Genomic DNA, 19,741 nt, shown 5'->3' on the forward strand with positions numbered 1-19,741 from the left:
AGAGGTTGATTACAGCCTTGAAAACAGATACAGGTAAAGTCCGCCGGCATAATGAAGATGCGGCGGGCATTTTCAAAAAAGAAGACGCGGTGCTTGCGGTTGTCGCCGACGGCATGGGCGGTCATCTTGCCGGAGATGTAGCGAGCAGGATGGCGATTGCGGCGATGGAAGAGCAGTGGAACCGGACCGAAACGGTTCCTTCTCTGCCGTCTGCTTGCGAGGATTGGCTGAAAGACCGGATTCATGAGGCGAATCTCAAAGTACATGACCACGCTAAAGCGAATGAAGAATGCCGGGGAATGGGCACCACTGTTGTTTGCGCCTTATTCACCGGGAAGTTTGTCACTGTGGCTCATATCGGTGACAGCCGGTGCTACCTGCTTCAAGAGGGGGAATTCACTCAGCTGACTGAGGACCATTCGCTTGTGAATGAGCTGGTCAAGACGGGGGAAATTTCGAAAGAGGACGCCGAGCACCATCCGCGGAAAAATGTATTGACGAGAGCGCTGGGGACAGATGAAACCATCAGTCCCGACGCCCGTTCTTTTGAACTGTCTGACGGCGATCAGCTGCTTTTATGCTCTGACGGGCTGTCAAATAAAATAGAAGATCACGAGATCAAACAAATGCTTCAAGCCGAATCTGATCCTCAGGAAAAAGTAGACCTTCTCATCAGCAAAGCGAATCAAAACGGCGGCGAAGATAACATCACGGCTGTGTTGATTGAGTTTTCCGCAGATGCAAAAGAGGGTGAAGACAAGTGCTAACCGGCAAGCGGATCAGCGGGCGTTATCATATCCTCCGGCCCATTGGCGGCGGCGGAATGGCAAACGTTTTTTTAGCTGAGGACATCATTCTCGAACGTGAAGTCGCAATTAAAATTCTGCGGTTTGACTTTGTGAATGACATTGATTTTATCAGGCGTTTCAGAAGAGAAGCACAGTCGGCATCAAGCCTCGATCATCCGAATATCGTCAGTATTTACGATATCGGGGAGGAAGGCGATATTTATTACATTGTCATGGAATATGTGGAAGGCATGACATTAAAGGAATACATAAACGCACACGGGCCGCTCCATCCGAAAGAAGCGCTGTCCGTTATGGAGCAGATCGTCTCGGCCATCGCTCATGCCCATCAAAACCATATCGTGCACCGGGATATTAAACCGCACAATATATTGATAGATCATTTAGGGCATATCAAGGTGACGGATTTCGGCATCGCCACAGCGCTTACGTCTACAACAATCACACATACGAATTCTGTGCTGGGCTCGGTTCATTATTTGTCTCCGGAGCAGGCGAGAGGCGGTCTGGCAACGAAAAAATCAGATATTTACGCGCTCGGCATCGTGCTGTTTGAGCTTTTAACAGGTAAAATTCCTTTTGACGGAGAATCAGCCGTCAGCATAGCGCTAAAGCATCTGCAAACAGAAACGCCTTCCGTCAGAAAGTGGAACCCTTCCATTCCGCAGAGCGTTGAAAACATTATTTTAAAGGCAACCGCTAAAGACCCGTTTCACCGCTATGAAAGCGCCGAGGACATGGAAGCGGACATCAGAACGGCTTTTGACGCCGGCAGGCTGAATGAACAAAAGTTTTCCGTGCAGGATGATGAGGAAATGACAAAAGCCATTCCCGTTATTACTGACGGCGCAAAAGCCGTGCCTCAGGCGGAAACGCCGGGGGAGACGGATGATAAGGAACAGCAGCCCGCCAAAAAGAAAAAACGGAAATGGCCGTGGGTTTTGCTGGCCGTCTGTTTCATTTTCATTATGGCGGCTGTTCTTGCGGTCACCGTGTTTCCGTCTTTATTTATGCCTAAAGATGTAAGCGTCCCCGACGTACGGGGCATGAAGTACGAAAAAGCGGAAGCCCTGCTTGAAAAGAACGGACTCCGGGCGGATCCTGATATAACGGACATTGAAGATGAAAAAATAGAAGAGGAATTAATGGTCAAAACGGACCCAAAAGCGGGGTCTACCGTTAAAGAAGGCTCTTCTGTAAAACTGTATAAAAGCATCGGAAAACCGAAAACCCAGCTGATCGACGTGAAAGGGCGGCAGATCGGCGACGCAAAAAAAGCGCTGAAGGAAAAAGGCTTCAAACATGTCAATGTCAAAGAAGAGAACGATGACAGCGAGGCCGGCACCGTAATTGATCAGAACCCGTCAGCCGGCACCGACATGGTCGCAAGCGACGATGAAGTCAATCTAACGGTCAGCCTCGGCCCGGCGGACGTTACGCTGAGGGACTTAAAGACTTACAGCAAAGAAGCGGCTTCAGGGTATCTTGAAGATAACGGCCTGCAGCTTGTTGAAAAACAAGCCCATTCAGATGACGTGCCGGAAGGACAAGTCATGAAACAAGAGCCGTCAGCCGGTACTGCGGTTAAGCCGGGAAGTAATGTTGAAGTGACGTTCTCGCTCGGACCTGAAGAAAAACCGGCGAAAACGGTAAAAGAAAAAATCAGCATTCCTTACGAACCCGAACATGAAGGGGACGAGCTTGAAGTGCAAATCGCCATCGATGATAAAGACCACAGCATCTCTGATACGTATGACTCATTTAAAATAAAAGAGCCGACTGAAAAAACAATTGAACTGAAGATTGATCAGGGACAGAAGGGGTATTATCAAGTGATGGTCGATCATAAAGTTGTCAGCTACAAAACGATTGAATACCCGAAAGATAATGACTGACAAGGAGGGACCCTATGCCTGAGGGCAAAATTATAAAAGCGTTAAGCGGATTCTATTATGTCTTGGATGAATCACAGGACAAGATCATTCAATGCAGGGGCCGGGGCATTTTCAGAAAAAATAAAATAACGCCCCTGGTCGGCGATTATGCCGTTTATCAGGCTGAAAATGATAAAGAAGGCTACCTGCTGGAAATCAAAGAACGAACAAACGAGCTGATCAGGCCGCCGATTTCAAATGTCGATCAGGCCGTTCTTGTCTTTTCTGCCGTTCAGCCGGCGTTCAGCACGTCCTTATTGGACCGTTTTCTCGTCCTTGTGGAAGCCAACGGCATTCACCCGATCATCTGCATAACCAAAATGGACTTAGCTGCAGACGGGGAATCGAAAGAGGCGATACTTTCTTATGTGAAAGACTATCAGGCGATCGGTTATGACGTATATGTGACGTCATCAAAAGAAAACAGCGGTTTAACAGGCATTGTGAAACACTTCGAGAACAAAACAACGGTGTTTGCCGGTCAGTCGGGAGTCGGAAAATCTTCGCTTTTAAATGCGATCAGCCCGGAGCTTGAGCTGAAAACAAACGAGATTTCCGCGCATTTGGGACGCGGAAAACATACGACGCGCCATGTGGAGCTCATTCATACATCAGGCGGTCTTGTGGCGGATACTCCGGGATTCAGTTCGCTTGAATTTACCGGCATTGAGGAAGAAGAGCTGGGCAGCACGTTCCCTGAGATCAGAGAAATAAGCGCCTCTTGCAAATTCAGAGGCTGTCTGCATCTTAAGGAGCCGAAATGCGCGGTAAAGCAAGCGGTGGAAGAAGGAGAGATTCAGCCGTACCGCTATGAGCATTACAAAGAATTTATGCAGGAAATAAAAGAGAGAAAGCCGAGGTATTAATATGATTAAGGTTGCGCCATCAATTCTTTCCGCCGATTTTGCTTCACTGGGCGAGGAAATTAAAGACGTGGAAAAAGGAGGGGCGGACTATATCCATATTGATGTCATGGATGGCCATTTCGTCCCTAACATTACAATCGGGCCGCTTATCGTTGAAGCCGTCCGTCCGGTGACTGATCTGCCGCTGGATGTCCATCTTATGATTGAAAACCCGGACCGCTACATCCCGGCATTCGCAAAAGCCGGTGCGGACATCCTTTCTGTTCATGCTGAAGCGTGTCCGCATCTTCACAGGACCATTCAATTGATAAAAGAGCAGGGGGTAAAAGCGGGAGTTGTGCTCAATCCGCATACGCCCGTCCACATGATTGAACATGTGATCGAGGAGCTTGACCTTGTGCTGTTAATGACGGTTAACCCCGGTTTTGGCGGACAGTGCTTCATTCATTCGGTTCTGCCGAAAATCCGTCAGGTCAAACAGCTGGCTGAGGAGAAAGGCCTGTCTGAGCTTTTAATCGAGGTGGACGGAGGCGTTAATAAAGAAACAGCCCCTTTATGCGCTGAAGCGGGCGCCAATCTGCTTGTTGCCGGGTCTGCCGTATATAATCAGCCGGATCGGAAAAAAGCCATCGCTGACATCCGAAACGCGTAATAAACATGCTGAAAAAGAGCCCGGTAGAAAGCCGCCGGCTCTTTTCGCGTCTAAGAGAGAGGAAAACATATGAAGACAATCAATATCGTTGCGGGCGGCCCGCGGGAGCTTATTCCCGATCTATCCGAATACACAGGCGGAGATACGACGTGGGTCGGAGTCGATAAAGGGACGATTGCTCTTTTGGAGGCCGGAATCATTCCGCAGGAAGCTTTCGGTGATTTTGACAGCATTACGGAAGAGGAGCTCATGCAGATTCAAAAAGCGGCGCCGGCCCTCCATGTATATCAGGCGGAAAAAGATTATACCGATCTTGAACTCGCCCTTGACTGGGCTTTACAACTAGAACCGAAGACCATTCGGATATTCGGTGTGACGGGCGGAAGAGCCGATCACTTTTTAGGGAACATCCAGCTGCTGTATAAAGCCTTACATAAGAATACCGATGTCGAGCTGATCGACCGGCAGAATGACATTCAGATGTTCGGGCCCGGCCGTTATACAATTGAAGAAAAAGCAAGCAGACGCTATATTTCTTTCATTCCGTTTACGGAAGCGGCAGACGGCCTGACGCTCGACGGTTTTAAATATCCCCTTGATAATTGTCATATTCCTCTGGGTTCCACACTATGTATTAGTAACGAACTCATTCATTCACGAGGTACTTTTTCGTTTGCAAAAGGCATATTAATAATGGTAAGGAGCGCGGATTAGAAAAGCGGCTTCTGCCATATGCGGAAAAAACCATGAATCCTAAAGTGATGAACGCAGCGGATACGGGACTTATAGGAGGGGACAAAATGAAATTTTATACCATTAAATTGCCGAAGTTTTTAGGAGGAATTGTCCGGGCGATGCTGGGCTCATTTAGAAAAGAGTAAGCCCAAGAAGCTGAAATTGCCCTCTTTGAACGCATAAAAAACGCCTGCCGCATAAAAGGGCAGGCGTTCATTTTTGCTTATACACGCTCAACTTTACCGGATTTTAAAGCCCGGGCAGATACATACACTTTTTTAGGTTTGCCGTCAACAAGGATGCGGACCTTTTGAAGGTTGGCGCCCCAAGTACGCTTAGAAGCGTTCATTGCGTGAGAACGGTTGTTTCCGGCTTTTGTTTTTTTACCTGTAATAAAACATTTACGTGCCATTTGTTTCCCTCCTAACTGCGCGAAACATCTTTTCAAACATAGTTTCTCAGATGCTTTCGTTATACAATACTTTAAATAATTTACCACAGCTAAAAACCGTTTGCAACTATTGTTTCCCTTACTTTCAAGAAAAATCACTTGACATGTAAAACCAATCACATTTCCGCGCTGAAGGCCGCTGTCTGTATCTTTTCTTTTCATAATGGGATACATATAGTAGAATAATGATAACTCTATGCACCTGAAGGAGGAACCTGTGTGTCCATTGAAATGAAGACAAAATACGGACAGATTGATATATCCAACGAAGTCATCGCAATGGTTGCCGGAGGCGCTGCCATTGACTGTTACGGAATAGTGGGGATGGCCTCAAAAAACCAGATTAAAGACGGTTTGTCTGAAATCCTCCGGAGAGAGAACTTCGCAAAAGGCGTACATGTCCGTCAGGAAGCCGAACAAATACATATCGACATGTACATTATTGTCAGCTACGGCACTAAAATATCCGAAGTAGCCCACAATGTTCAGACGAAGGTAAAATACACAGTAAATCAAACAATCGGACTTGCAGTTGATTCTGTAAATATTTATGTCCAAGGCGTACGAGTAACGAACCCGTAGTGAGGAGGATGAGTATTGTCTAGACGAAACTTAGATGGGAGAGCTTTTGCGGCAATGATTCTGGCGGGGGCTGAGACATTGTCTCAAAACGCATCCGCGGTGGATGCGCTGAACGTGTTTCCCGTGCCTGACGGCGATACCGGAACAAATATGAATTTATCGATGTCATCCGGTGCAAGAGAGGTAGAGCACATTGACTCACCCGACATCGGCAAAGTCGGCATCGCCCTGTCAAAAGGCCTGCTTATGGGGGCGAGAGGAAACTCAGGGGTGATCTTGTCCCAATTGTTCAGAGGTTTCACAAAGAGCATTGAAAACAAAAACCAAATAGACGCCCAAGAATTTGCCGCAGCACTCCAAGCGGGAGTGGATATGGCATATAAGGCGGTCATGAAACCGGTTGAAGGAACGATTTTAACCGTGGCCAAGGATGCGGCTAAAAAAGCGGTCGCCTCGGCTAAAGAAGAAACCGATATCATTGCTCTCATGGAGGCCGTTATTGAAGAAGCGGAAGCGTCGCTGAACCGCACGCCGGATCTGCTTCCTGTTTTAAAGGACGTCGGTGTCGTTGACAGCGGCGGAAAAGGTCTGCTTTGTGTATATGAAGGCTTTTTGTCTGCTTTAAAAGGAGAGGCCGTACCGAAAAAAGCGGTTCTTCCGGCACTCGATGATATGGTGAATGCCGAGCATCATAAAAGCGCGCAGAGCATGCTGAGTACAGAAGATATTGAATTCGGATTTTGTACGGAAGTGATGGTAAGGCTGGATCAAGATAAACGGACGTTCAAGGAAGAGACGTTTAGAAATGAACTGAGCCGTTTCGGCGATTCATTGCTGGTCGTGGCTGATGATACGCTGGCGAAAGTCCATATTCATGCCGAAGAACCAGGGAACGTACTCAATCTCGCACAGCGTTACGGCGATTTGATTAAAATTAAAATTGAAAACATGAGGGAACAGCATACTTCAATCATCAGCCAAGAACATGATGAAAAAAAGCCGGCCGGCGTTATGAAAGAAGCCCGCAAGCCTTTTGGCATCGTGACTGTGGCAATGGGAGAGGGCATTTCTGAATTGTTTACGAGCATCGGCGCTTCACACGTAATCGAAGGCGGCCAGACAATGAATCCGAGCACGGAAGATATTGTTGAAGCCGTTCAGTCTGTCAATGCGGAGACGGTTTTCATTCTTCCGAACAATTCCAATATTGTGATGGCTGCCAATCAGGCGGCGAGCGTGGCTGAAGAAAATGTCATTGTCATTCCGGCAAAAACGGTCCCTCAAGGCATGACCGCCCTGCTTGCGTTTAACCCTGACCAGCCGGCTGACGTAAATGAAGCCAATATGCTTGAGGCCATCCGGAATGTGAAAAGCGGACAGGTGACATATTCAGTCAGAGACACCCATATTGACGGCAAAGATATTAAAAAAGGTGATTTTATCGGCATTTTAAACAGTTCAATTATCGGCAGCGCCGAAGATCGGATGAGTGCGGCGAAATTGCTGCTGGATGAAATGATCGGGGAAGAAGATGAAATCGTCACCATCCTGTACGGAGAGGACGCGCCGGAAGAAGAAGCTGAGAAACTTGCTGAGTATATTGCAAGCGTCTGTGAAGATATCGAGGTTGAAATCCATAACGGCAGACAGCCTCTGTATCCATATATATTTGCGGCAGAGTAGAAGGGCTTATCAGGCCCTTCTATTCTTATGCCTTTATTTACCTGCGGCAGTGCGGCAGTGTGCCTGCTTGCCAATTGAGAAATGTTCAATTAGTCTAAAGAAAAGCGCTGAATAGAGTGATGTTAAGGAGGAACAAACCAGCATGAAGTATAGAAGCGTTTTTGATATTATCGGCCCGGTAATGATCGGTCCGTCCAGTTCACATACCGCAGGCGCCGCCCGGATCGGCAGAGTGGCCAGAAGCCTATTCAGGCGGGAGCCCCGCCGGATCGTTGTGTCTTTTTACGGATCATTTGCGGAGACATATAAGGGTCACGGCACTGATGTCGCGATTATCGGCGGCCTGCTTGATTTTGATACATTTGATGAACGGATTAAAACAGCGATTCAAATTGCGGAAGAGAAGGGCATATATGTAGAGTTCCGTACAGAGGATGCCGTGCCTGTTCATCCGAATACAGCGCGTATCGTCATTTCTGATGATGAGGGAGAGCTTGCCCTTACCGGTATTTCCATCGGCGGCGGAAAAATAGAAATCACGGAGCTCAACGGCTTTGAGCTGCGTCTTTCCGGAAACCATCCGGCTATTTTAGTCGTTCACAATGATAAATTCGGCACGATTGCAGGCGTTGCCAATGTGCTTGCGAAATTCTCTATCAACGTCGGACATATGGAAGTGGCGCGTAAGGACGTCGGCCAGCTTGCGCTGATGACGATTGAGGTCGATCAGAATATTGAAGAAGAAGTGCTTGACGAGCTTTCAACACTTCCTAATATTATACAGGTTACTAAGATAGCTGACTAAAAAGTCAGGAGGAAAATGACATGTTTCGTAATGTAAAAGAATTAATAGAAATCACTCAAGAAAAACAAATTCCGATTTCGGAAGTGATGATCACCCAAGAGATGGAAGTAACGCAAAAAACGCGGGAAGAAATCTTTCAAGGAATGGAGCGCAATCTCTCCGTCATGGAAGCAGCTGTTGAAAAAGGGCTGAAGGGCGTCACGAGTCAGACCGGTTTAACAGGCGGAGATGCCGTGAAACTTCAGGCATACATCCAATCGGGAAGAAGCCTGTCGGGCAATCTGATTTTAGACGCCGTTTCTAAAGCTGTCGCGACAAATGAAGTCAATGCGGCCATGGGAACGATCTGCGCTACACCGACCGCCGGTTCTGCCGGGGTTGTGCCGGGAACGTTATTCGCCGTAAAGCATAAGCTGAACCCTACGACAGAACAAATGATCCGTTTTCTGTTTACAGCCGGCGCGTTCGGTTTTGTCGTAGCAAATAATGCGAGTATTTCAGGAGCGGCAGGAGGCTGTCAGGCGGAAGTCGGGTCAGCATCAGGCATGGCAGCGGCTGCGATTGTGGAAATGGCGGGCGGAACGCCTCAGCAATCAGCGGAAGCAATGGCGATTACACTGAAAAATATGCTCGGTCTCGTATGTGACCCGGTCGCCGGATTGGTAGAAGTGCCGTGTGTCAAACGAAACGCAATGGGAGCATCCAACGCAATGATCGCGGCGGATATGGCGCTGGCCGGGATTACAAGCCGCATTCCTTGCGATGAGGTGATTGACGCGATGTACAAAATCGGCCAGACAATGCCGACAGCACTGCGTGAAACGGGACAAGGCGGTTTAGCCGCGACACCGACGGGAAGAGAATTAGAGAAAAAAATTTTCGGAGGAGCGCTGAAATCAAGTGACACACCATCAGCAAACTAGTATAGCGGAAATTAAGGGCATTGGGCCGGAAACAGAAAAAACATTGCACGAACTTGGTATCTATGACATTTCTGATCTTCTGAATTATTTCCCTTACCGTTATGACGACTATGAGCTGAGGGACTTAGAAGAAGTAAAACATGAAGAAAGAGTGACGGTAGAAGGGAAGGTTCATTCAGAACCTTCTCTTACCTATTACGGCAAAAAACGAAACAGGCTGACATTCAGGGTGCTTGTCGGCAATTATTTAATTACCGCGGTCTGCTTTAACCGTCCCTACTTAAAAAAGAAACTGACGTTAGGTTCTGTCGTCACAATATCCGGGAAATGGGATAAACACAGACAGACCGTTTCCGTGCAGGAATTAAAAAACGGTCCTCATCAAGAAGATAAAAGCATTGAGCCTGTTTATTCCGTTAAAGAAAACGTCACCGTAAAAATGATGAGACGGTTTATTAAGGAAGCGCTGGAGCATCATTTGGACAGTGCGGCCGATCCGCTTCCTGAAAAATTGAGAATCCGCTACAAGCTGCCTGATTACAAACATGCCCTGCAGACGATGCATCAGCCTGAAACGAGGGAATCGTTACAGCAGGCAAGACGCCGGTTTGTTTACGAGGAATTCTTATTATTTCAGCTGAAAATGCAGGCGTTCCGTAAAGCGGAAAGGGAACAGTCAAAAGGCATCAGCCATGTGTTTCCTGCTGAAAAGCTCGCCGCTTTCACAGACAGCCTGCCGTTTTCGCTCACAACCGCACAGACGCGCGTGCTTCGGGAAATTACCGCTGATATGACATCCCCTTACCGAATGAACCGTCTGCTGCAAGGTGATGTCGGTTCAGGGAAAACGGCCGTCGCCGCCATCGCTTTGTACGCTGCGATTCTGTCGGGGTATCAGGGGGCATTAATGGTGCCGACTGAAATTCTGGCCGAACAGCATGCAGATTCTCTCGTATCGTTGTTTGCAAATGAAGATGTGAATATCGCGCTCTTGACGAGTTCTGTTAAAGGAAAGCGGCGCAGGGAGCTTTTGGAGCGGCTTGCTCTCGGAGAGATTGATATTTTAGTAGGGACCCATGCTTTAATCCAGGACGAAGTGGAATTTAAAGCGCTGAGCCTTGTTATTACGGACGAGCAGCACAGGTTCGGAGTCGAACAGCGCAAAAAACTCAAGAATAAAGGCCAGGATCCGGATGTGCTGTTTATGACAGCCACCCCGATTCCGAGAACGTTGGCCATTACCGTCTTCGGAGAAATGGATGTTTCCGTGATAGATGAAATGCCCGCGGGGCGAAAACAAATCGAAACGTATTGGGTGAAACACGACATGCTGGAGCGGATTTTGGCTTTTATAGAAAAAGAGCTGAAACAGGGAAGGCAAGCCTATATTATCTGCCCGCTCATTGAAGAGTCGGATAAACTGGATGTACAGAATGCGATTGACGTATATAACATGCTGTCTGACGTTTACCGCGGGAAATGGAATGTCGGCCTGATGCACGGGAAGCTCCATTCTGATGAAAAAGATCAGGTGATGAGAGAATTCAGTGCCAATCAATGTCAGGTACTTGTGTCAACAACCGTCGTAGAAGTCGGGGTGAACGTGCCGAATGCGACGATTATGGTCATCTATGACGCCGACCGTTTCGGATTATCTCAGCTCCACCAGCTCCGCGGCCGGGTCGGGCGGGGAGACCACCAATCTTTCTGCATCTTGATGGCAGATCCGAAATCCGAAACCGGGAAGGAACGGATGAGAATCATGTCGGAGACAAACGACGGCTTCGAGCTGTCTGAAAAGGACCTTGAACTGCGCGGTCCCGGGGATTTCTTCGGGAAAAAACAGAGCGGTATGCCCGAGTTCAAGGTGGCGGATATGGTTCATGACTACAGAGCTTTGGAGACGGCCCGCCAGGATGCGGCCAATCTGGTGTCTTCAGAGGCTTTTTGGAAAGATGACGAATACCGCATGCTGCGCGGTCAATTACTTTCAAGCGGCGTCCTGGAAGGGGAGAAATTAAGCTGATTCTGTAAAATTCGGCGGCTTTCAAAAAACAATCATTGCATTCCAATCTATGAGATTATATACTACTATTAGTACCTAGTCTTAATTGTCCGGATGGTGTTTACAGATGAGAAGAAGCAAAAAAGAACGCCAAAAACTATTGCAGCAGACGATCAAATCGACACCCTTCATCACAGATGAAGAATTAGCGGGGAAGTTCGGCGTCAGCATTCAGACGATCCGTTTAGACCGCTTAGAGCTCTCAATACCGGAGCTGAGGGAAAGAATTAAAAACGTGGCAGAACAAACGCTTGATGATGAAGTGAAATCACTGTCTTTAGACGAAGTGATCGGTGAAATTATTGATCTGGAGCTTGACGGCCAGGCCATTTCCATATTAGAAGTAAGACGCGAACATGTCTTCAGCCGCAATCAAATTGCGCGGGGGCATCATTTGTTTGCGCAGGCGAACTCACTCGCCGTAGCCGTCATTGATGATGAGCTGGCGCTGACCGCAAGCGCAAATATCCGCTTTACAAGACAGGTGAAAGAAGGCGAGCGCGTCGTTGCGAAAGCCAAAGTGACGGCAGTCGAAAAAGAAAAAGGCAGAACGGTAGTTGAAGTCAACAGCTATGTGGGAGAAGAAGTCGTGTTCTCCGGCAGCTTTGACATGTACCGTTCAAAACAATCATAAAGGTGGAGCATGCATGAGAATAGCTGTAGATGCAATGGGAGGCGACAACGCACCCAAAGCTGTTATTGACGGAGTAATGAAGAGTATTGAGGCATTTGACGATCTTCATATTACGCTGGTCGGTGACAAGACAACGATAGAATCACACTTGCCAACAACATCAGACCGCATCACTGTGTTGCACGCCGATGAAGTGATTGAACCGACGGATGAACCGGTCCGCGCCGTACGCAGAAAGAAAAACTCTTCTATGGTGCTGATGGCGCAGGAAGTGGCTGAAAACAGAGCGGACGCCTGCATCTCAGCGGGGAATACAGGCGCACTCATGACAGCGGGACTGTTTATCGTCGGCAGAATTAAAGGAATCGACCGGCCTGCGCTTGCGCCGACGCTTCCGACCGTTTCAGGCGACGGTTTCCTTCTTTTGGACGTGGGAGCCAATGTCGATGCCAAACCGGAGCATCTCGTCCAGTACGGAATTATGGGATCTGTATATGCCCGGCAGGTTCTCGGAATCAGCTCGCCCCGCGTCGGCTTGTTAAATGTCGGCACGGAAGAAAAGAAAGGAAACGACCTGACAAAAAAGACGTTTGAATTATTAAAAGAAACAAACGTGAATTTTGTCGGAAACGTAGAGGCGAGAGACTTGCTCGAAGGCGCTGCTGACGTCATCGTCACAGACGGCTTTACGGGCAACGTCACGTTGAAAACATTGGAAGGTTCAGCGTTATCGATTTTTAAAATGCTGAAAGATACACTGACTTCAAGTTTTGTTTCTAAGCTCGCAGCGGGAGTGCTGAAGCCGAAGCTGATGGAAATGAAACTGAAAATGGACTATTCTGAGTACGGCGGGGCGAGTCTTTTCGGTTTGAAAGCGCCCGTCGTTAAAGCGCACGGCTCTTCTGACGCACGCGCTGTTTACCATGCGCTGCGCCAGGCGAGAGAAATGGTCAGCCAAAACGTGGCCGCATTTATAGAAGAAGAAGTAAAAGAAGAAAAAACAGATGAGTAGTCTGGAGGTTACCGCATCATGAGTAAGATTGCATTTTTATTTCCCGGACAGGGATCACAATATATCGGTATGGGAAAAGACCTGTACGAACGCGAAGAAGCGTCAAAACGTATTTTTGATGAAGCGGATGAAACGCTTGAAACAAAGCTGAGCTCGCTCATTTTTGAAGGTGACGCCGAAGAATTGACCCTTACATACAATGCGCAGCCCGCGCTGTTGACAACAAGCATCGCCGTATTGGAAAAGTTTAAAGAATCCGGCATCACCCCTGATTTCACCGCCGGCCACAGCCTCGGAGAATATTCGGCGCTTGTTGCGGCGGGAGCGATGACATTTAAAGATGCCGTTTACACGGTAAGAAAACGGGGAGAATTCATGAATGAAGCCGTGCCGGCCGGAGAAGGCGCCATGGCAGCGATTCTCGGAATGGATGCGGAGTCCTTGAAAAAGGTGACGGATCAAGTGACGGAAAACGGTCATCTCGTACAGCTTGCAAACCTGAACTGCCCCGGCCAGATCGTCATTTCCGGAACGGCAAAAGGCGTGGAGCTGGCTTCAGAAGAAGCGAAAAACAACGGAGCCAAACGGGCAATCCCATTAGAAGTAAGCGGACCGTTCCATTCTGAATTAATGAAGCCGGCAGCGCAAAAACTCGAGGAGGTGCTCAGCGCCTGTGAGTTAAAAAATGCGGCTGTTCCCGTGATTTCAAACGTTTCGGCTGACGTTATGACAGAAAAAGACGATATCAAGAAAAAACTGATCGAACAGCTGTATTCACCTGTTCGCTTTGAAGAAACCATTAACAAACTGATTGACGAAGGCGTCACGACGTTTGTTGAAATCGGGCCCGGAAAAGTGCTTTCAGGCCTTGTGAAAAAAGTGAACCGCCGCCTTAAAACAATCTCGGTTTCTGACCATGAAACCATCGAACTGGCGATTCAAACGCTGAAGGAGGAGAATCAGGATGCTTAATGAAAAAACAGCAGTGGTAACGGGAGCGTCCCGCGGAATCGGGCGGGCGATCGCGCTTGATCTTGCGAAAAACGGCTGTAACGTAGTAGTCAACTACTCCGGGAATGAAGCGAAAGCGAACGAAGTCGTAGATGAAATCAAATCTTTGGGCCGAAACGCGATCGCGGTAAAAGCCGATGTATCAAATTCCGAAGAAGTACAAAACATGATGAAAGAGGCTGTCGCTGCATTTTCTTCAATCGACATTCTCGTGAACAATGCGGGGATCACAAAAGACAATCTTCTGATGAGAATGAAAGAAAATGAATGGGATGATGTCATTAACATTAACCTGAAAGGTGTATTCAACTGCACGAAAGCCGTGACAAGACAGATGATGAAACAGCGCTCCGGCCGGATTATCAACGTATCATCAATCGTCGGCGTCAGCGGAAACCCTGGGCAGGCGAACTATGTGGCGGCAAAAGCCGGTGTAATCGGCTTAACGAAGTCATCAGCCAAAGAGCTTGCGAGCCGAAATATTACGGTCAATGCCATTGCTCCGGGCTTTATTTCTACAGATATGACGGACAAGCTTTCTAAAGAAGTCCAAGATGAAATGCTGAAGCAGATTCCGCTCGCGCGTTTCGGTGATCCTTCCGATATCAGCAGCGTTGTTACGTTCCTTGCGTCTGAAGGATCGCGTTATATGACGGGCCAAACCCTTCATATTGACGGCGGAATGGTGATGTAAAGATTTGTTTTTAAAATTTCATCCTAGTTTCTCTAGTTTTTTAAAAACGAATCCTCTATAATACTTGAGGGGAGGTGAATTGCTATGGCAGATACATTAGAGCGTGTAACGAAAATCATCGTAGACCGCCTTGGCGTTGATGAAGCTGACGTCAAACTTGAAGCTTCTTTCAAGGAAGACTTAGGTGCTGATTCCCTAGATGTAGTTGAGCTTGTTATGGAACTTGAAGACGAGTTTGATATGGAGATTTCTGACGAAGATGCTGAAAAGATTGCAACAGTCGGCGACGCTGTGAACTACATACAAAACCAGCAATAAGCTGATGCTAAAAGTCCCGCCTGACAGCGGGGCTTTAGCCCTTTAATCGTTCGGTTACCGGCGTCTGACGCTGTACGCGCTGCCGATTCCGTTTACGGCGGGGAGCGCAGTGAACCTGATGTGCCTATGGAGGTTACTATGTCAAAACACTCACATTTTAAAGATAAAAAAAAGTTCTATAAAAAAATAGAGCAATTTAAAGAGTTCCAAGAACGGATTTCGGTTCATTTTCAAAACGAGAAACTTTTGTATCAAGCATTTACACATTCATCTTATGTGAATGAGCATCGGAAAAAGCCGTATGAAGACAATGAAAGGCTTGAATTTTTAGGTGACGCTGTTTTGGAACTGACGATCTCCCAATTCTTATTTGCCAAATATCCGGCCATGAGTGAAGGAGATTTGACGAAGCTGAGAGCCGCTATCGTATGCGAGCCGTCACTCGTCTCACTTGCCCATGAATTGTCATTCGGCGATCTTGTTCTCTTGGGAAAAGGAGAAGAAATGACGGGCGGCAGAAAGCGTCCTGCGCTTTTAGCGGATGTGTTTGAAGCGTTTATCGGCGCACTGTATCTGGATCAGGGCCTTGAGCCGGTTCAGCAATTCCTGAAAGTGTACGTGTTCCCTAAAATAAACGATGGTGCTTTTTCTCATGTGATGGATTTCAAAAGCCAGCTTCAAGAATTTGTACAGCGGGACGGAAAAGGATCGCTTGAGTACAAAATTCTCAATGAAAAAGGGCCTGCCCACAACCGGGAATTCGAGGCGCTTGTCTCTCTTAAAGGTGAGGCGCTCGGTATCGGGAACGGACGTTCCAAAAAAGAAGCCGAGCAGCATGCGGCACAGGAAGCTCTTGCAAAAATGCAAAAACATCATACGAAACAATAAAATCCCCCTGTTTCCCTAGGGGGATTTCAGTATGTCTGCGCCTGATATAAGCGGGTGATTATGATAATATTGAGATACTTATACGATAAGGAGGATCTGGGATGTTCCTCAAACGTTTAGACGTTATAGGATTTAAATCATTTGCAGAACGGATATCCGTTGACTTTGTAAAAGGCGTCACGGCCGTTGTCGGTCCGAACGGCAGCGGAAAGAGCAACATTACCGAAGCCATCCGCTGGGTGCTCGGCGAACAATCAGCCCGCTCGCTTCGGGGCGGAAAAATGGAAGATATCATTTTTGCGGGAAGTGATTCGCGCAAGCGGCTGAACCTTGCCGAAGTCACGTTAACGCTTGATAATGAAGATCATTTTCTCCCGATCGATTACCACGAAGTCAGCGTGACGAGACGGGTGTACCGTTCCGGAGAAAGTGAATTTCTCATCAACAATCAGCAGTGCCGCCTGAAAGACATCATTGACTTATTTATGGACTCCGGGCTCGGAAAAGAAGCATTCTCTATTATCAGCCAGGGGAAAGTCGAAGAGATTCTCAGCAGCAAAGCGGAAGACCGCCGCAGTATTTTTGAAGAAGCGGCCGGCGTGCTGAAATACAAAACAAGAAAGAAAAAAGCGGAAAACAAACTGTTTGAGACGCAGGATAACTTAAACAGGGTGGAAGATATTCTCCACGAGCTTGAAGATCAGGTCGAACCGCTGAAAATCCAGGCATCAATCGCCAAAGACTACTTAGAAAAAAAGAAAGAGCTTGAGCATGTCGAAATCGCCCTTACCGCCTTTGACATCGAAGAACTGCATGGCAGATGGTCGGGTTTAAAAGACAAGGTGCAGGCTGCTAAAGAAGAAGAATTGGCGGAATCATCGGCTCTGTCCGCAAAAGAAGCAGTGATAGAAGAGACGAGAGATAAAATCCACGCGCTTGATGAATCCGTCAACGAACTGCAGCAGGTTCTGCTCGTGACAAGTGAAGAGCTGGAAAAGCTGGAAGGCCGGAAAGAAGTGCTGAAAGAGCGCAAAAAAAACGCCGCGCAAAACCGGGAACAGCTTGAGGAATCCGTTACACATTACACGAACAAAGAAGCCGAACTGAAAGCGGACATTGAAAAACAGTCTGCCGTCTATGATAAGCTGCGTGCGGAAGTGAAGCAGTTAAACGCCCAGGTGAAAGAAAAGCAGCAGGCACTCAGTCTGCATAATGAAAATGTAGAAGACAAAATCGAACAATTAAAAAGCGATTACTTTGAATTGTTAAACAGCCAGGCGTCGATTCGCAACGAGCTGCAGCTTTTAGATGACCAGATGTCCCAATCTGCGATCCAGCAGGCGAGACTGACCGCAAACAATGAAAAATACCTTGAAGAACGAAACGATATTGCAGTCCGCAAAGCGGCGTGCGAAGAAGAATTGGCCGCCGTTGAAGAGGATATTCACAATCAGGTCGTCCGCTTTCGCGAAGTCCAGACAGCATATGAACAGAAAAAACGACAATATGAAAAGAAAGAATCTGCGCTGTATCAGGCATATCAATTCGTCCAGCAGGCCAGATCCAAAAAAGATATGCTTGAAACGATGCAAGGCGATTTTTCAGGATTTTACCAAGGCGTAAAAGAAGTGCTGAAGCAGAAAGAGCAGCTTGGCGGCATCCGCGGCGCCGTTCTCGAACTGATTGCTACCGAACAAAAGTATGAAACGGCGATCGAGATTGCACTCGGCGCAGCGGCGCAGCACGTTGTCACAGACGACGAGCAGGCGGCGCGGAAAGCGATTCAATATTTAAAACAGAATTCATTCGGCCGCGCGACGTTCCTGCCGCTTACGGTTATGAAACCGCGCCAGCTCCAAACCCGTGATGAACAGACGGCTCAGAAGCATCCATCTTTCCTCGGCACAGCGAGCGGGCTTGTCACATATGATGCCGCGTATCGGAATGTCATTCAAAACCTTCTCGGCACCGTGCTGATCACTGAAGATTTAAAAGGCGCAAATGAACTGGCCAAGCTTCTCGGGCACCGCTACCGCATCGTGACGCTTGAGGGCGATGTCGTCAATCCAGGCGGATCAATGACAGGCGGCGCGGTCAAAAAGAAAAACAATTCGCTGCTCGGCAGAAGCCGTGAGCTTGAGACGGTGACTGCGCGGCTTGCCGAAATGGAAGAAAAAACAGCTCTGCTCGAAAAAGAGGTCAAAACGCTGAAGCAGGCCATTCAAGAGCATGAACATACGCTGAGCGGTCTCCGTGAAGACGGTGAAGCTTTCAGAACAAAGCAGCAGGATGTAAAAGGCAGGCTGTATGAACTCGAAGTCGCTGAAAAGAACATCAATACCCATCTGGAGCTTTACGATCAGGAGAAAGCATCGCTGACGGAAAGCAGCCGGGAAAAAGAGACGCGCAAATCAGCTCTGGAAGAACAGCTGAGTGAGGCATCCGGCCAGCTGAAAGAGCTTGAGGAAGAGATGGAAAGGCTGACAAAACAAAAGCAGACCCTATCCTCAACAAAAGAAACGCTCTCTCATGAACTGACGGAATGTAAAGTGGCCGCTGCGAAAAAAGAACAGGCGTGCTCGAGTGAGGAAGACAACCTCAAAAGGCTGAAAAAAGAGCTTGAAGAAACGCAGCTCGCTCTGAAAGAAACACGGGAAGATTTAAGCCTCCTGACCTCAGAGATGACGTCCAGCACAAGCGGTGAGGAGCAGCTTGAAGAAGCAGCCCATCATAAGCTTCACGATAAAACGAGAACGATCGAATTGATCGCCAGCCGGCGCGACCAGCGGGTGAAGCTTCAGAGGGCGCTTGATACGAACGAGCTTGAGCTGAAAGAGATGAAGCGTCTGTACAAGCAAAAAACGGACATTCTGAAAGATGAAGAGGTAAAACTCGGCCGGATGGAAGTCGAGCTTGATAATCTCTTGCAGTATTTACGCGAGGAGTACAGCCTATCCTTTGAAGGGGCAAAAGAACAATATCAGCTCGAACTCGAGCCTGAAGAGGCGAGAAAACGGGTCAAACTGATCAAGCTTTCAATTGAAGAGCTCGGAACGGTCAATCTCGGCAGCATCGATGAATTTGAAAGAGTAAACGAACGGTATCAGTTTTTAACAGAGCAGAAAAATGACCTGACGGAAGCGAAAAACACACTGTTTCAAGTCATTGAAGAAATGGATTCTGAAATGACGAAGCGATTCCATGAAACGTTTGTCCAGATCCGTTCTCAATTCAATGACGTGTTCCGTTCTTTATTCGGAGGAGGACGGGCTGAACTGAAGCTGACTGATCCGAATGATCTTCTTAATTCCGGGGTGGACATTATCGCGCAGCCTCCGGGCAAAAAACTGCAAAACTTAAATCTTTTGTCAGGGGGAGAACGGGCGCTGACTGCCATTGCCCTTTTATTCTCCATTCTGAAAGTAAGGCCCGTGCCGTTCTGCGTCCTTGATGAGGTGGAAGCTGCGCTTGATGAAGCCAATGTATTCAGGTTTGCGCAATATTTAAAAAAATACAGCGGCGACAGCCAGTTTATCGTTATCACCCACAGAAAAGGCACCATGGAAGAAGCGGATGTCCTCTACGGTGTTACGATGCAGGAATCCGGCGTTTCCCGAATGGTTTCGGTCAAACTGGAAGAAACAAAAGAATTCGTTCAGTAACGAGGAAAGAGGTTGAA

At 47.8% G+C, this 19,741-nt stretch carries 19 protein-coding genes; 18 read left to right on the top strand and 1 reads right to left on the bottom strand.

All coding sequences use genetic code 11. From position 1 onward, the window contains the following. Positions 1 to 5 precede the first annotated feature (5 nt). The 6 genes from SB724_RS03475 (at position 6) to spoVM (ending at position 5,142) form a co-directional block, all read left to right on the top strand. Positions 6 to 767 carry a Stp1/IreP family PP2C-type Ser/Thr phosphatase gene (locus tag SB724_RS03475; protein WP_265971971.1) on the top strand — a complete coding sequence of 254 codons (762 nt, stop codon included), beginning with the start codon at positions 6 to 8 and terminating at the stop codon, positions 765 to 767. After that, positions 761 to 2,704: a Stk1 family PASTA domain-containing Ser/Thr kinase gene (pknB, locus tag SB724_RS03480; protein ID WP_410570105.1), complete on the top strand. Its 1,944-nt coding sequence runs from the start codon at positions 761 to 763 to the stop codon at positions 2,702 to 2,704. The genes SB724_RS03475 and pknB overlap by 7 nt, the downstream gene beginning before the upstream one ends. A gap of 14 nt (positions 2,705 to 2,718) precedes the next feature. Continuing rightward, positions 2,719 to 3,609 (top strand): ribosome small subunit-dependent GTPase A, encoded by an 891-nt coding sequence (rsgA, locus tag SB724_RS03485; protein WP_007409752.1) that lies wholly within the window; start codon positions 2,719 to 2,721, stop codon positions 3,607 to 3,609. A 1-nt stretch (position 3,610) separates the two neighbouring features. After that, complete coding sequence (rpe, locus tag SB724_RS03490) at positions 3,611 to 4,261, top strand: ribulose-phosphate 3-epimerase (RefSeq protein ID WP_410570108.1); 651 nt, start codon at positions 3,611 to 3,613, stop codon at positions 4,259 to 4,261. A 69-nt stretch (positions 4,262 to 4,330) separates the two neighbouring features. After that, positions 4,331 to 4,975 carry a thiamine diphosphokinase gene (locus tag SB724_RS03495; RefSeq protein ID WP_319465049.1) on the top strand — a complete coding sequence of 215 codons (645 nt, stop codon included), beginning with the start codon at positions 4,331 to 4,333 and terminating at the stop codon, positions 4,973 to 4,975. 86 nt (positions 4,976 to 5,061) lie between these two features. Beyond that, the gene (spoVM, locus tag SB724_RS03500; protein ID WP_003154329.1) at positions 5,062 to 5,142 is read left to right on the top strand and encodes a stage V sporulation protein SpoVM; all 81 of its coding nucleotides are present in this window, start codon (positions 5,062 to 5,064) and stop codon (positions 5,140 to 5,142) included. A 77-nt stretch (positions 5,143 to 5,219) separates the two neighbouring features. On the opposite strand, the gene rpmB is transcribed toward spoVM, so the two are convergent. Then, positions 5,220 to 5,408, bottom strand: coding sequence for a 50S ribosomal protein L28 (gene rpmB, locus SB724_RS03505; protein ID WP_003154328.1), 189 nt, complete (start codon positions 5,406 to 5,408; stop codon positions 5,220 to 5,222). Between the two features lie 258 nt (positions 5,409 to 5,666). Here rpmB and SB724_RS03510 point away from each other — a divergent pair, with 258 nt between their 5' ends. From SB724_RS03510 to smc, 12 genes are all read left to right on the top strand, one after another. Then, positions 5,667 to 6,029, top strand: a complete 363-nt coding sequence (locus SB724_RS03510; RefSeq protein ID WP_003154327.1) for an Asp23/Gls24 family envelope stress response protein — start codon at positions 5,667 to 5,669, stop codon at positions 6,027 to 6,029. A gap of 15 nt (positions 6,030 to 6,044) precedes the next feature. Then, the gene (locus tag SB724_RS03515) at positions 6,045 to 7,712 is read left to right on the top strand and encodes a DAK2 domain-containing protein (protein ID WP_038457982.1); all 1,668 of its coding nucleotides are present in this window, start codon (positions 6,045 to 6,047) and stop codon (positions 7,710 to 7,712) included. A 142-nt stretch (positions 7,713 to 7,854) separates the two neighbouring features. Next, the gene (sdaAB, locus tag SB724_RS03520) at positions 7,855 to 8,517 is read left to right on the top strand and encodes an L-serine ammonia-lyase, iron-sulfur-dependent subunit beta (RefSeq protein ID WP_003154325.1); all 663 of its coding nucleotides are present in this window, start codon (positions 7,855 to 7,857) and stop codon (positions 8,515 to 8,517) included. Between the two features lie 20 nt (positions 8,518 to 8,537). After that, positions 8,538 to 9,440: an L-serine ammonia-lyase, iron-sulfur-dependent, subunit alpha gene (gene sdaAA, locus SB724_RS03525; RefSeq protein ID WP_003154324.1), complete on the top strand. Its 903-nt coding sequence runs from the start codon at positions 8,538 to 8,540 to the stop codon at positions 9,438 to 9,440. Next, positions 9,418 to 11,466: an ATP-dependent DNA helicase RecG gene (gene recG / locus SB724_RS03530; protein WP_032874873.1), complete on the top strand. Its 2,049-nt coding sequence runs from the start codon at positions 9,418 to 9,420 to the stop codon at positions 11,464 to 11,466. Before sdaAA ends, recG begins: the two co-directional genes overlap by 23 nt. Positions 11,467 to 11,572: 106 nt before the next feature. Next, complete coding sequence (gene fapR / locus SB724_RS03535; RefSeq protein ID WP_003154320.1) at positions 11,573 to 12,139, top strand: transcription factor FapR; 567 nt, start codon at positions 11,573 to 11,575, stop codon at positions 12,137 to 12,139. Positions 12,140 to 12,152: 13 nt separating this feature from the next. Further along, positions 12,153 to 13,151: a phosphate acyltransferase PlsX gene (gene plsX / locus SB724_RS03540; RefSeq protein WP_007409758.1), complete on the top strand. Its 999-nt coding sequence runs from the start codon at positions 12,153 to 12,155 to the stop codon at positions 13,149 to 13,151. Between the two features lie 18 nt (positions 13,152 to 13,169). Beyond that, positions 13,170 to 14,123 (top strand): ACP S-malonyltransferase, encoded by a 954-nt coding sequence (fabD, locus tag SB724_RS03545; protein WP_003154316.1) that lies wholly within the window; start codon positions 13,170 to 13,172, stop codon positions 14,121 to 14,123. Next, complete coding sequence (gene fabG / locus SB724_RS03550) at positions 14,116 to 14,856, top strand: 3-oxoacyl-[acyl-carrier-protein] reductase (protein WP_003154312.1); 741 nt, start codon at positions 14,116 to 14,118, stop codon at positions 14,854 to 14,856. The genes fabD and fabG overlap by 8 nt, the downstream gene beginning before the upstream one ends. A gap of 84 nt (positions 14,857 to 14,940) precedes the next feature. Beyond that, a complete protein-coding gene (gene acpP, locus SB724_RS03555) occupies positions 14,941 to 15,174 on the top strand; it encodes an acyl carrier protein (protein WP_003154310.1) in 234 nt (77 codons plus the stop codon). Positions 15,175 to 15,312: 138 nt separating this feature from the next. Continuing rightward, positions 15,313 to 16,062 carry a ribonuclease III gene (gene rncS / locus SB724_RS03560; protein WP_014417754.1) on the top strand — a complete coding sequence of 250 codons (750 nt, stop codon included), beginning with the start codon at positions 15,313 to 15,315 and terminating at the stop codon, positions 16,060 to 16,062. Positions 16,063 to 16,163: 101 nt separating this feature from the next. Next, positions 16,164 to 19,724 (top strand): chromosome segregation protein SMC, encoded by a 3,561-nt coding sequence (smc, locus tag SB724_RS03565; protein ID WP_410570113.1) that lies wholly within the window; start codon positions 16,164 to 16,166, stop codon positions 19,722 to 19,724. Positions 19,725 to 19,741: the final 17 nt, after the last annotated feature.

Origin of the sequence: Bacillus sp. SIMBA_031, assembly GCF_046535225.1 — a bacterium.
Classification (GTDB): Bacteria; Bacillota; Bacilli; order Bacillales; family Bacillaceae; genus Bacillus; species Bacillus velezensis.

Bases quoted from the DNA above. Each gene is read 5' to 3' on its own strand.
- SB724_RS03495 (WP_319465049.1), top strand. From the start codon at position 4,331: ATGAAGACAATCAATATCGTTGCGGGCGGCCCGCGGGAGCTTATTCCC.
- fabD (WP_003154316.1), top strand. From the start codon at position 13,170: ATGAGTAAGATTGCATTTTTATTTCCCGGACAGGGATCACAATATATC.
- fapR (WP_003154320.1), top strand. From the start codon at position 11,573: ATGAGAAGAAGCAAAAAAGAACGCCAAAAACTATTGCAGCAGACGATC.
- acpP (WP_003154310.1), top strand. From the start codon at position 14,941: ATGGCAGATACATTAGAGCGTGTAACGAAAATCATCGTAGACCGCCTT.
- rsgA (WP_007409752.1), top strand. From the start codon at position 2,719: ATGCCTGAGGGCAAAATTATAAAAGCGTTAAGCGGATTCTATTATGTC.
- rpe (WP_410570108.1), top strand. From the start codon at position 3,611: ATGATTAAGGTTGCGCCATCAATTCTTTCCGCCGATTTTGCTTCACTG.
- smc (WP_410570113.1), top strand. From the start codon at position 16,164: ATGTTCCTCAAACGTTTAGACGTTATAGGATTTAAATCATTTGCAGAA.
- spoVM (WP_003154329.1), top strand. From the start codon at position 5,062: ATGAAATTTTATACCATTAAATTGCCGAAGTTTTTAGGAGGAATTGTC.
- rpmB (WP_003154328.1), bottom strand. From the start codon at position 5,408: ATGGCACGTAAATGTTTTATTACAGGTAAAAAAACAAAAGCCGGAAAC.
- plsX (WP_007409758.1), top strand. From the start codon at position 12,153: ATGAGAATAGCTGTAGATGCAATGGGAGGCGACAACGCACCCAAAGCT.
- sdaAA (WP_003154324.1), top strand. From the start codon at position 8,538: ATGTTTCGTAATGTAAAAGAATTAATAGAAATCACTCAAGAAAAACAA.
- fabG (WP_003154312.1), top strand. From the start codon at position 14,116: ATGCTTAATGAAAAAACAGCAGTGGTAACGGGAGCGTCCCGCGGAATC.
- rncS (WP_014417754.1), top strand. From the start codon at position 15,313: ATGTCAAAACACTCACATTTTAAAGATAAAAAAAAGTTCTATAAAAAA.
- sdaAB (WP_003154325.1), top strand. From the start codon at position 7,855: ATGAAGTATAGAAGCGTTTTTGATATTATCGGCCCGGTAATGATCGGT.